2 protein-coding genes, 9 tRNA genes and 6 rRNA genes (1 of these 17 only partly in view) are annotated in these 12,953 nt (G+C 46.6%); all 17 read left to right on the forward strand.

Annotated elements, in window-relative coordinates:
• Positions 1-130: ribosomal RNA gene (locus C1N55_RS00555) — 16S ribosomal RNA — on the forward strand (it extends 1,424 nt beyond the left edge of the window).
• Between the two features lie 205 nt (positions 131-335).
• Positions 336-3,255: ribosomal RNA gene (locus C1N55_RS00560) — 23S ribosomal RNA — on the forward strand.
• Positions 3,256-3,370: 115 nt separating this feature from the next.
• Positions 3,371-3,486 (forward strand): 5S ribosomal RNA (rrf, locus tag C1N55_RS00565).
• 10 nt (positions 3,487-3,496) lie between these two features.
• Positions 3,497-3,572 (forward strand) — tRNA-Val (locus tag C1N55_RS00570).
• Between the two features lie 6 nt (positions 3,573-3,578).
• Positions 3,579-3,654: transfer RNA gene (locus C1N55_RS00575), tRNA-Thr, on the forward strand.
• A 6-nt stretch (positions 3,655-3,660) separates the two neighbouring features.
• Positions 3,661-3,735, forward strand: a tRNA-Lys gene (locus tag C1N55_RS00580).
• A 19-nt stretch (positions 3,736-3,754) separates the two neighbouring features.
• A tRNA-Leu gene (locus tag C1N55_RS00585) sits at positions 3,755-3,839 on the forward strand.
• 40 nt (positions 3,840-3,879) lie between these two features.
• Positions 3,880-3,954, forward strand: a tRNA-Gly gene (locus C1N55_RS00590).
• A gap of 5 nt (positions 3,955-3,959) precedes the next feature.
• Positions 3,960-4,048, forward strand: a tRNA-Leu gene (locus C1N55_RS00595).
• 10 nt (positions 4,049-4,058) lie between these two features.
• Positions 4,059-4,135: transfer RNA gene (locus C1N55_RS00600), tRNA-Arg, on the forward strand.
• A gap of 6 nt (positions 4,136-4,141) precedes the next feature.
• Positions 4,142-4,218: transfer RNA gene (locus C1N55_RS00605), tRNA-Pro, on the forward strand.
• A 16-nt stretch (positions 4,219-4,234) separates the two neighbouring features.
• Positions 4,235-4,310, forward strand: a tRNA-Ala gene (locus C1N55_RS00610).
• Positions 4,311-4,432: 122 nt separating this feature from the next.
• A 16S ribosomal RNA gene (locus C1N55_RS00615) occupies positions 4,433-5,986 on the forward strand.
• A 205-nt stretch (positions 5,987-6,191) separates the two neighbouring features.
• Positions 6,192-9,110, forward strand: a 23S ribosomal RNA gene (locus C1N55_RS00620).
• Between the two features lie 63 nt (positions 9,111-9,173).
• Positions 9,174-9,289: ribosomal RNA gene (rrf, locus tag C1N55_RS00625) — 5S ribosomal RNA — on the forward strand.
• Together the 16S, 23S and 5S rRNA genes with 9 tRNA genes alongside form the textbook arrangement of a ribosomal RNA operon.
• 664 nt (positions 9,290-9,953) lie before the next feature.
• Complete coding sequence (locus tag C1N55_RS00630; RefSeq protein WP_137727018.1) at positions 9,954-10,529, forward strand: TetR/AcrR family transcriptional regulator; 576 nt, start codon at positions 9,954-9,956, stop codon at positions 10,527-10,529.
• Positions 10,530-10,619: 90 nt separating this feature from the next.
• On the forward strand, positions 10,620-12,812 hold the full coding sequence (locus C1N55_RS00635) for a YhgE/Pip domain-containing protein (RefSeq protein ID WP_137727019.1): 2,193 nt from the start codon (positions 10,620-10,622) through the stop codon (positions 12,810-12,812).
• The last annotated feature ends 141 nt before the right edge of the window (positions 12,813-12,953 follow it).

Here is a 12,953-nt window from a genome sequence, read left to right on the forward strand (position 1 = left end):
GAGAGTTTGTAACACCCGAAGCCGGTGGGGTAACCCTTTTGGGAGCCAGCCGTCGAAGGTGGGACAGATGATTGGGGTGAAGTCGTAACAAGGTAGCCGTATCGGAAGGTGCGGCTGGATCACCTCCTTTCTAAGGATATTTAACGGAATGGTTGACCTTTTGGTCAAACCAACATTAACGTTTTGTGTTCAGTTTTGAAGGTTCAGCAATGAATTTTCAAAACTTGTTCTTTGAAAACTGGATAAAACGACATTGAAAGCAACAAAATTCAAGTAATTGATTGTGTAGTTCTTAAGTCTTTTCTTTTTTAGAAAAGCAGTAACTGATCTTTATAGGTTAAGTTATTAAGGGCGCACGGTGGATGCCTTGGCACTAGGAGCCGAAGAAGGACGGCACTAACACCGATATGCTTCGGGGAGCTGTAAGTAAGCTTTGATCCGGAGATTTCCGAATGGGGGAACCCACTGTTCGTAATGGAACAGTATCTTGACGTGAATACATAGCGTCTTGAAGGCAGACTCAGGGAACTGAAACATCTAAGTACCTGGAGGAAGAGAAAGAAATTATTCGATTCCCTGAGTAGCGGCGAGCGAAACGGGAAGAGCCCAAACCAAGAGGCTTGCCTCTTGGGGTTGTAGGACACTCTATATGGAGTTACAAAGGAATGAATTAGGCGAAGCGATCTGGAAAGGTCCGCCATAGCGGGTAAAAGCCCCGTAGTCGAAAGTTCATTCTCTCTTGAGTGTATCCTGAGTACGGCGGAACACGTGAAATTCCGTCGGAATCCGGGAGGACCATCTCCCAAGGCTAAATACTACCTAGTGACCGATAGTGAACCAGTACCGTGAGGGAAAGGTGAAAAGCACCCCGGAAGGGGAGTGAAATAGAACCTGAAACCGTGTGCCTACAAGTAGTTAGAGCCCGTTAATGGGTGATAGCGTGCCTTTTGTAGAATGAACCGGCGAGTTACGATTACGTGCAAGGTTAAGCTGAGAAGGCGGAGCCGTAGCGAAAGCGAGTCTGAATAGGGCGAATTAGTACGTGGTCGTAGACCCGAAACCAGGTGATCTACCCATGTCCAGGGTGAAGGTGAGGTAACACTCACTGGAGGCCCGAACCCACGCACGTTGAAAAGTGCGGGGATGAGGTGTGGGTAGCGGAGAAATTCCAATCGAACTTGGAGATAGCTGGTTCTCTCCGAAATAGCTTTAGGGCTAGCCTCGTGATAGAGAATACTGGAGGTAGAGCACTGTTTGGACTAGGGGGGCATCTCGCTTTACCGAATTCAGACAAACTCCGAATGCCAGATATTTATACACGGGAGTCAGACTGCGAGTGATAAGATCCGTAGTCAAAAGGGAAACAGCCCAGACCACCAGCTAAGGTCCCAAAGTAATCGTTAAGTGGAAAAGGATGTGGCGTTGCTTAGACAACCAGGATGTTGGCTTAGAAGCAGCCATCATTTAAAGAGTGCGTAATAGCTCACTGGTCGAGTGACGCTGCGCCGAAAATGTATCGGGGCTAAACGATTCACCGAAGCTGTGGATGGACATCTAAGATGTCCGTGGTAGGAGAGCGTTCTAAGTGCGTTGAAGTCAGACCGGAAGGACTGGTGGAGCGCTTAGAAGTGAGAATGCCGGTATGAGTAGCGAAAGATGGGTGAGAATCCCATCCACCGTATGACTAAGGTTTCCTGAGGAAGGCTCGTCCGCTCAGGGTTAGTCGGGACCTAAGTCGAGGCCGATAGGCGTAGACGATGGACAACAGGTTGATATTCCTGTACCACCTCCCCGCCGTTTGAGTAATGGGGGGACGCAGTAGGATAAGATAAGCGTACCGTTGGTTGAGTACGCCCAAGCAGTAAGGCGTGGAAGTAGGCAAATCCGCTTCCTGTAACGTTGAGCTGTGATGGGGAGCTCTTTAGAGCGAAGTATCTGATTTCACGCTGCCAAGAAAAGCCTCTAGCGAGGCGGGAGGTGCCCGTACCGCAAACCGACACAGGTAGTCGAGGAGAGAATCCTAAGGTGTGCGAGAGAACTCTCGTTAAGGAACTCGGCAAAATGACCCCGTAACTTCGGGAGAAGGGGTGCTCTCAGCAATGAGAGCCGCAGTGAATAGGCCCAGGCGACTGTTTAGCAAAAACACAGGTCTCTGCAAAACCGTAAGGTGACGTATAGGGGCTGACGCCTGCCCGGTGCTGGAAGGTTAAGAGGAGGGGTTAGCGCAAGCGAAGCTCTGAATTGAAGCCCCAGTAAACGGCGGCCGTAACTATAACGGTCCTAAGGTAGCGAAATTCCTTGTCGGGTAAGTTCCGACCCGCACGAAAGGCGTAACGATCTGGGCACTGTCTCAACGAGAGACTCGGTGAAATTATAGTACCTGTGAAGATGCAGGTTACCCGCGACAGGACGGAAAGACCCCGTGGAGCTTTACTGTAGCCTGATATTGAATTTTGGTACAACTTGTACAGGATAGGTAGGAGCCAGAGAACTCGGAGCGCCAGCTTCGAGGGAGGCGTCGGTGGGATACTACCCTGGTTGTATTGAAATTCTAACCCATACCCGTAAGCCGGGTAGGAGACAGTGTCAGGTGGACAGTTTGACTGGGGCGGTCGCCTCCTAAAAGGTAACGGAGGCGCCCAAAGGTTCCCTCAGAATGGTTGGAAATCATTCGTAGAGTGTAAAGGCACAAGGGAGCTTGACTGCGAGACCTACAAGTCGAGCAGGGTCGAAAGACGGGCTTAGTGATCCGGTGGTTCCGCATGGAAGGGCCATCGCTCAACGGATAAAAGCTACCCCGGGGATAACAGGCTTATCTCCCCCAAGAGTCCACATCGACGGGGAGGTTTGGCACCTCGATGTCGGCTCATCGCATCCTGGGGCTGTAGTCGGTCCCAAGGGTTGGGCTGTTCGCCCATTAAAGCGGTACGCGAGCTGGGTTCAGAACGTCGTGAGACAGTTCGGTCCCTATCCGTCGTGGGCGTAGGAAATTTGAGAGGAGCTGTCCTTAGTACGAGAGGACCGGGATGGACACACCGCTGGTGTACCAGTTGTCTTGCCAAAGGCATCGCTGGGTAGCTATGTGTGGACGGGATAAGTGCTGAAAGCATCTAAGCATGAAGCCCCCCTCAAGATGAGATTTCCCATTACGCAAGTAAGTAAGATCCCTCAAAGACGATGAGGTAGATAGGTTCGAGGTGGAAGTGTGGTGACACATGGAGCTGACGAATACTAATCGATCGAGGACTTAACCAAATCTTGAACGCAATCAATGTCTTTATCCAGTTTTGAGAGAACAAAAAATATTACTTAAAAAGCTTGCATTTAGAAATTTAAGTAGTATAATAAAGCTTGTCTCAAATTAATAAAGTCTAGTGATGATGGCAAAGAGGTCACACCCGTTCCCATACCGAACACGGAAGTTAAGCTCTTTAGCGCCGATGGTAGTTGGGGGCTTCCCCCTGTGAGAGTAGGACGTCGCTAGGCATATTACCCAGGAGGATTAGCTCAGCTGGGAGAGCACCTGCCTTACAAGCAGGGGGTCGGCGGTTCGAGCCCGTCATCCTCCACCATATTATGCCGGTGTAGCTCAGTTGGTAGAGCAACTGACTTGTAATCAGTAGGTCGAGGGTTCGACTCCTTTCGCCGGCACCATTTTTAGAGCCATTAGCTCAGTGGTAGAGCATCTGACTTTTAATCAGAGGGTCGAAGGTTCAAGTCCTTCATGGCTCACCAGTTTTATAGATACTTAAATGCGGGTGTGGCGGAATTGGCAGACGCACTAGACTTAGGATCTAGCGCCGCAAGGCGTGGGGGTTCGACTCCCTTCACCCGCACCATTTAAGTTTAAAGATTGCCAGAATAATTTATTTTGCACATGCGGAAGTAGTTCAGTGGTAGAACACCACCTTGCCAAGGTGGGGGTCGCGAGTTCGAACCTCGTCTTCCGCTCCAAATGTGCCGGGGTGGCGGAACTGGCAGACGCACAGGACTTAAAATCCTGCGGTAGGTGACTACCGTACCGGTTCGATTCCGGTCCTCGGCACCATTTAAAATATGCGCCCGTAGCTCAATTGGATAGAGCGTCTGACTACGGATCAGAAGGTTGTGGGTTCGACTCCTGCCGGGCGCGCCAATAATACGAGAAGTAGCTCAGCTTGGTAGAGCACTTGGTTTGGGACCAAGGGGTCGCAGGTTCGAATCCTGTCTTCTCGACCATATAACTATTAAATTTGGGGCCTTAGCTCAGCTGGGAGAGCGCCTGCCTTGCACGCAGGAGGTCAGCGGTTCGATCCCGCTAGGCTCCACCATGAACCTTGAAAACTGAACAACAAAACGTTAATGAATGTAGTTTCTTCTATTAATTTAGAGAAACAAAATTTTGGACATCAAAATTGATGCCAGCAAAATTTGAGCTAATCAAATTTTCTCTTTTATGGAGAGTTTGATCCTGGCTCAGGACGAACGCTGGCGGCGTGCCTAATACATGCAAGTCGAGCGGACTTGATGGGAGCTTGCTCCTGTCAAGTTAGCGGCGGACGGGTGAGTAACACGTGGGCAACCTGCCCTATAGTTGGGGATAACTCCGGGAAACCGGGGCTAATACCGAATAACACATTTCATCTCCTGATGAAATGTTGAAAGATGGTTTACGCTATCGCTATAGGATGGGCCCGCGGCGCATTAGCTAGTTGGTGAGGTAACGGCTCACCAAGGCGACGATGCGTAGCCGACCTGAGAGGGTGATCGGCCACACTGGGACTGAGACACGGCCCAGACTCCTACGGGAGGCAGCAGTAGGGAATCTTCCACAATGGGCGAAAGCCTGATGGAGCAACGCCGCGTGAGTGAAGAAGGTTTTCGGATCGTAAAACTCTGTTGTAAGGGAAGAACAAGTACAGTAGTAACTGGCTGTACCTTGACGGTACCTTATTAGAAAGCCACGGCTAACTACGTGCCAGCAGCCGCGGTAATACGTAGGTGGCAAGCGTTGTCCGGAATTATTGGGCGTAAAGCGCGCGCAGGTGGTCCTTTAAGTCTGATGTGAAAGCCCACGGCTCAACCGTGGAGGGTCATTGGAAACTGGGGGACTTGAGTGCAGAAGAGGAAAGTGGAATTCCAAGTGTAGCGGTGAAATGCGTAGAGATTTGGAGGAACACCAGTGGCGAAGGCGACTTTCTGGTCTGTAACTGACACTGAGGCGCGAAAGCGTGGGGAGCAAACAGGATTAGATACCCTGGTAGTCCACGCCGTAAACGATGAGTGCTAAGTGTTAGGGGGTTTCCGCCCCTTAGTGCTGCAGCTAACGCATTAAGCACTCCGCCTGGGGAGTACGGTCGCAAGACTGAAACTCAAAGGAATTGACGGGGGCCCGCACAAGCGGTGGAGCATGTGGTTTAATTCGAAGCAACGCGAAGAACCTTACCAGGTCTTGACATCCCATTGACCGCTATGGAGACATAGCTTTCCCTTCGGGGACAGTGGTGACAGGTGGTGCATGGTTGTCGTCAGCTCGTGTCGTGAGATGTTGGGTTAAGTCCCGCAACGAGCGCAACCCTTGTTCTTAGTTGCCATCATTTAGTTGGGCACTCTAAGGAGACTGCCGGTGACAAACCGGAGGAAGGTGGGGATGACGTCAAATCATCATGCCCCTTATGACCTGGGCTACACACGTGCTACAATGGACGGTACAAACGGTTGCCAACCCGCGAGGGGGAGCTAATCCGATAAAACCGTTCTCAGTTCGGATTGTAGGCTGCAACTCGCCTACATGAAGCCGGAATCGCTAGTAATCGCGGATCAGCATGCCGCGGTGAATACGTTCCCGGGCCTTGTACACACCGCCCGTCACACCACGAGAGTTTGTAACACCCGAAGCCGGTGGGGTAACCCTTTTGGGAGCCAGCCGTCGAAGGTGGGACAGATGATTGGGGTGAAGTCGTAACAAGGTAGCCGTATCGGAAGGTGCGGCTGGATCACCTCCTTTCTAAGGATATTTAACGGAATGGTTGACCTTTTGGTCAAACCAACATTAACGTTTTGTGTTCAGTTTTGAAGGTTCAGCAATGAATTTTCAAAACTTGTTCTTTGAAAACTGGATAAAACGACATTGAAAGCAACAAAATTCAAGTAATTGATTGTGTAGTTCTTAAGTCTTTTCTTTTTTAGAAAAGCAGTAACTGATCTTTATAGGTTAAGTTATTAAGGGCGCACGGTGGATGCCTTGGCACTAGGAGCCGAAGAAGGACGGCACTAACACCGATATGCTTCGGGGAGCTGTAAGTAAGCTTTGATCCGGAGATTTCCGAATGGGGGAACCCACTGTTCGTAATGGAACAGTATCTTGACGTGAATACATAGCGTCTTGAAGGCAGACCCAGGGAACTGAAACATCTAAGTACCTGGAGGAAGAGAAAGAAATTATTCGATTCCCTGAGTAGCGGCGAGCGAAACGGGAAGAGCCCAAACCAAGAGGCTTGCCTCTTGGGGTTGTAGGACACTCTATATGGAGTTACAAAGGAATGAATTAGGCGAAGCGATCTGGAAAGGTCCGCCATAGCGGGTAAAAGCCCCGTAGTCGAAAGTTCATTCTCTCTTGAGTGTATCCTGAGTACGGCGGAACACGTGAAATTCCGTCGGAATCCGGGAGGACCATCTCCCAAGGCTAAATACTACCTAGTGACCGATAGTGAACCAGTACCGTGAGGGAAAGGTGAAAAGCACCCCGGAAGGGGAGTGAAATAGAACCTGAAACCGTGTGCCTACAAGTAGTTAGAGCCCGTTAATGGGTGATAGCGTGCCTTTTGTAGAATGAACCGGCGAGTTACGATTACGTGCAAGGTTAAGCTGAGAAGGCGGAGCCGTAGCGAAAGCGAGTCTGAATAGGGCGAATTAGTACGTGGTCGTAGACCCGAAACCAGGTGATCTACCCATGTCCAGGGTGAAGGTGAGGTAACACTCACTGGAGGCCCGAACCCACGCACGTTGAAAAGTGCGGGGATGAGGTGTGGGTAGCGGAGAAATTCCAATCGAACTTGGAGATAGCTGGTTCTCTCCGAAATAGCTTTAGGGCTAGCCTCGTGATAGAGAATACTGGAGGTAGAGCACTGTTTGGACTAGGGGGGCATCTCGCTTTACCGAATTCAGACAAACTCCGAATGCCAGATATTTATACACGGGAGTCAGACTGCGAGTGATAAGATCCGTAGTCAAAAGGGAAACAGCCCAGACCACCAGCTAAGGTCCCAAAGTAATCGTTAAGTGGAAAAGGATGTGGCGTTGCTTAGACAACCAGGATGTTGGCTTAGAAGCAGCCATCATTTAAAGAGTGCGTAATAGCTCACTGGTCGAGTGACGCTGCGCCGAAAATGTATCGGGGCTAAACGATTCACCGAAGCTGTGGATGGACATCTAAGATGTCCGTGGTAGGAGAGCGTTCTAAGTGCGTTGAAGTCAGACCGGAAGGACTGGTGGAGCGCTTAGAAGTGAGAATGCCGGTATGAGTAGCGAAAGATGGGTGAGAATCCCATCCACCGTATGACTAAGGTTTCCTGAGGAAGGCTCGTCCGCTCAGGGTTAGTCGGGACCTAAGTCGAGGCCGATAGGCGTAGACGATGGACAACAGGTTGATATTCCTGTACCACCTCCCCGCCGTTTGAGTAATGGGGGGACGCAGTAGGATAAGATAAGCGTACCGTTGGTTGAGTACGCCCAAGCAGTAAGGCGTGGAAGTAGGCAAATCCGCTTCCTGTAACGTTGAGCTGTGATGGGGAGCTCTTTAGAGCGAAGTATCTGATTTCACGCTGCCAAGAAAAGCCTCTAGCGAGGCGGGAGGTGCCCGTACCGCAAACCGACACAGGTAGTCGAGGAGAGAATCCTAAGGTGTGCGAGAGAACTCTCGTTAAGGAACTCGGCAAAATGACCCCGTAACTTCGGGAGAAGGGGTGCTCTCAGCAATGAGAGCCGCAGTGAATAGGCCCAGGCGACTGTTTAGCAAAAACACAGGTCTCTGCAAAACCGTAAGGTGACGTATAGGGGCTGACGCCTGCCCGGTGCTGGAAGGTTAAGAGGAGGGGTTAGCGCAAGCGAAGCTCTGAATTGAAGCCCCAGTAAACGGCGGCCGTAACTATAACGGTCCTAAGGTAGCGAAATTCCTTGTCGGGTAAGTTCCGACCCGCACGAAAGGCGTAACGATCTGGGCACTGTCTCAACGAGAGACTCGGTGAAATTATAGTACCTGTGAAGATGCAGGTTACCCGCGACAGGACGGAAAGACCCCGTGGAGCTTTACTGTAGCCTGATATTGAATTTTGGTACAACTTGTACAGGATAGGTAGGAGCCAGAGAACTCGGAGCGCCAGCTTCGAGGGAGGCGTCGGTGGGATACTACCCTGGTTGTATTGAAATTCTAACCCATACCCGTAAGCCGGGTAGGAGACAGTGTCAGGTGGACAGTTTGACTGGGGCGGTCGCCTCCTAAAAGGTAACGGAGGCGCCCAAAGGTTCCCTCAGAATGGTTGGAAATCATTCGTAGAGTGTAAAGGCACAAGGGAGCTTGACTGCGAGACCTACAAGTCGAGCAGGGTCGAAAGACGGGCTTAGTGATCCGGTGGTTCCGCATGGAAGGGCCATCGCTCAACGGATAAAAGCTACCCCGGGGATAACAGGCTTATCTCCCCCAAGAGTCCACATCGACGGGGAGGTTTGGCACCTCGATGTCGGCTCATCGCATCCTGGGGCTGTAGTCGGTCCCAAGGGTTGGGCTGTTCGCCCATTAAAGCGGTACGCGAGCTGGGTTCAGAACGTCGTGAGACAGTTCGGTCCCTATCCGTCGTGGGCGTAGGAAATTTGAGAGGAGCTGTCCTTAGTACGAGAGGACCGGGATGGACACACCGCTGGTGTACCAGTTGTCTTGCCAAAGGCATCGCTGGGTAGCTATGTGTGGACGGGATAAGTGCTGAAAGCATCTAAGCATGAAGCCCCCTCAAGATGAGATTTCCCATTACGCAAGTAAGTAAGATCCCTCAAAGACGATGAGGTAGATAGGTTCGAGGTGGAAGTGTGGTGACACATGGAGCTGACGAATACTAATCGATCGAGGACTTAACCAAATCTTGAATGCAATCAATGTCTTTATCCAGTTTTGAGAGAACAAAGTTCTTTCAACTAAATAGTCTAGTGATGATGGCAAAGAGGTCACACCCGTTCCCATACCGAACACGGAAGTTAAGCTCTTTAGCGCCGATGGTAGTTGGGGGCTTCCCCCTGTGAGAGTAGGACGTCGCTAGGCAAATGTAAAACCACTGAGGATTCAGTGGTTTTTTTATTTACTCAAGGCAACAAATTAAATTTAAATTTAAACAAGGATTCTCGAGAAGACGGAGGACCAAGAATAACGGAGAATCTAGGAGAGACGCTCTTACACAAGATGACGCAGTTAGCCAGCCTGTCATTGATTAGCATCGAGAAGCTAATTAGCGGCATATCGTTGTAAGAGTAGACGTCCTATATATTCAGGAGCTGTTAGATTAATCCCGGTAAGAGTGATAATTTAATGGTATAAGGCCATAACAATGTTACAATAGGACATGCTGACAGAATGGAAAGGATTACGCGGAATTTGACCTAAATAGGAGCGGAATCTTCACATTCAGGGGTATACGAATCAAATTCGAGATTATCCTCTCTAGAGAAGTTTAGATATTGAAATTTTAAATATCTAAGGAATGTAGAACAATAATTATGGTAAAAAGATGAGACGCAATTAGAATTATCGAAGTGATTTTGGTCATTGCTAGTAACATAAGCCTGATTGGGCCTGTTTAAAACTACAAGTTTTGGAATACCATCCAAAACAAAATATCATAAAAAGATTGAACTTATTAGAATATCGTGTATAATTATGACTGGTTGACTGATGTTGTATTTTGGTCATTCTTATTGGAGGGATGCTTATGGATCGTAGACATGAAATATTACTTGGAGCTGCAAAATCATTTTCAATGTTTGGATATAAAGCGACAACGATGGAACAAGTAGCAAAAATATCGAATGTCGGAAAAGGTACCATTTATAATTTCTTTACAAATAAAGAAGAGCTTTTGCAAGAAGTCGTTATTTCAATGATTCAAGACATGAAAGCAGAGGCGGAGCGAACGTTATCTCCTAAAGCGAATTTTATTGAAAATGCACATAACGGGTTAATGAAAATGCTTCAATTTCGAGAGCAACATTTACTGTTTGCCAAGTTAATAGAAGAAGAAAAGGCAATTCAAACTCCAGCAGTTAAGCAAATGCTCGTGAAAATTGAGGAGGAGATCGTCACTTTTTTAGCCGACCGTTTACGATTAAGTATCGAAAAAAATGAAATTCGCCCTTGTAATCCAAATCTTGTAGCGTATTTAATGTTTAAGTCATATCTGGCAATGATTGTCGATTGGCAATTAACGCATGAGGAAGCTCTCCATGAAGATGAAATTTTGGAGCTTTTTAAAGAAACTTTATTTAGAGGGATAGCTACGTTACCTTAAAAAATTTGTTTTCTTAGAAAACGAATTTTTTTATCCAATAAAATGACCGAATGACAAAAGTGGTCAATTAGTTCTTAAGGAGATGATACTTTGTTAAAGGCAGAATGGTTAAAAATACTAAAAACAAAAAAAATGCTCATTCCGATCATTGCCATTTTATTTATTCCGGTATTATATAGTGGTATGTTTTTGTGGGCTTTCTGGGATCCATATGCAAACTTAAAAAACATGCCCGTTGCAATCGAAAACGACGATAAAGGTGCTACATACGATGGAGAGCAATTAGCATTAGGGGATTCCTTGGTCGAAAAGTTGATGGATAGTAATCAATTTAAATTTATTGAAGTCGATGCCGATCATGCGGAGAAGCAATTAAAGGAACAAGATTATTATATTTTAATTAAAATTCCTGAAAACTTTTCAGAGCATGCAACAACATTACTAGATAAAAACCCAGAAAAGTTAACTATTGAATATATTCCGAATGAGGGATTCAACTTTTTAGGGGCCCAAATTGGTGAAACTGCAATGGAACGCATAAAAGCAGAGGTTAATACACAAGTATCTAAAACATATGCAGAAAAATTATTTGGTTCCATTGCAAAATTAAGTGGTGGTGTAACAGAAGCAGCAGATGGAGCAAATAAAATTGATGACGGTGCTAAGAAAGTAACTGATGGAGTAGACGATTTACAGGGTTACTTATTACAACTTGCAGAAAGTACGATTGAGCTATCCGATGGTTCGAAAACATTACAAGAAGGTACGGAATCTGCTGCAATAGGGGCAACTAAATTAGCAGATGGTATCAAACAACTTCAAAATGGTGCAACGCCATTAGCTGAAGGTGCAAATACACTCAATGCAGGTACAGTACAATTGAAAAAGGGTATAACGGATTATACAACTGGAGTTACCCAAGTTGCGGAAGGGCAAGCTTCCATTACTAATGGTGGAGCAGAGTTAGCTTCAAACTTACAATTGCTAGCTAAAGGTACATCAGGTCTTGATGACAATATCGCTTCATTAGCAGTTGGCTCAGATGGGGTTACAGCAGGCCTCGAACAACTATCAGCAGCACTTAAGCCAGTTTTAGCAAGTTTACCTGAGAGCGATAAACAAGAGCTAGAACAAACATTACAGCAGCTTCAAGCTGGTAGTGCACAGGTGAGTTCTGGATTAGGACAATTAAAAGAAGGTACAGTGGGAATTGATGATAATATTACAGCATTATCCCAAGGTGCAACGCAATTAAATGAAGGCAATCAAGAGATTAATGCAGGAATTCAGCAGTTAACTAGTAATTCAAAAGCATTAGTAAATGGTATAACAGGTTTGAGTGATGGCAGTGCAACATTAGCAGATGGTATACAACAATTAGCAGAGGGTACAGATAGCGCTGTAACAGGTGCTAATGAGTTATCGAATGGTCTAAATAAATTAGTTGGTGGAACAAATCAGTTAACAGATGGTACTACATTACTATCAGAAAAATCTGATGAACTAGCGAATGGGGCAACTAAATTAGTAGATGGTTCCAAGGAGTTAGTAGGTGGAACTTCAACCTTAGCCGAGAAATTATCCGATGCAAGTGAACAAGCAGATGTTAAGGTATCTGATGAGAATTATGACATGGTGGCTGCACCAGTGGAAATAGAAAAAACGTCTGTGAACCATGTACCAAACTACGGTTCAGGCTTTGCACCATACTTTATTTCCTTAGGCTTATTTGTTGGGGCATTATTAGTATCTATCGTATTCCCTCTAGTGGAACCAGCAATTCGTCCAACAAGTGGGTTTAAATGGTTCTTAAGTAAAGTGTCTGTATTAGCAGTAGTCGGTATTATTCAAGCTGTGATTACAGGTGTAGTGGTAATGGGTGCGTTAGGATTGGAAGTAGATAATCTTGCATTGTTTATGAGTACATGTATTTTGACAAGCTTTACATTCTTAGCCTTGATTCAGTTATTAGTATCAGTGTTAGGTGATCCTGGTCGTTTCATAGCAATTCTTATTTTAATTTTACAATTAACTACAAGTGCAGGTACTTTCCCATTAGAACTTGTACCTAGTCAATTGCATATTTTCAATACATTTTTACCGATGACGTTCTCGGTACAAGCATTTAAAGCTGCTATTTCTACAGGGGATACATCATTCTTAATGTATAACTGGTCAATTTTAGGGATTTACCTTGTAGTATGTTTAGCATTATCAACTTGTTATTTTGCATTGCTATATAAAAAACGTCATTCTATGCAAACAGAAGTTGAACACGCGTAAAAAGAGGACTGTGTTACAAATCCGATGGTATACCGATATCAGTAGAGAAACAGTTACTTTTTTCAATTTCCATTACTCCTTTTCATGTAAATAAAGTTAAAGATGTTCTCACATTCATTTTTGAGAACATCTTTTTTTATT

Origin of the sequence: Lysinibacillus sp. SGAir0095, assembly GCF_005491425.1 — a bacterium.
In the GTDB taxonomy this organism is placed as follows: domain Bacteria; phylum Bacillota; class Bacilli; order Bacillales_A; family Planococcaceae; genus Ureibacillus.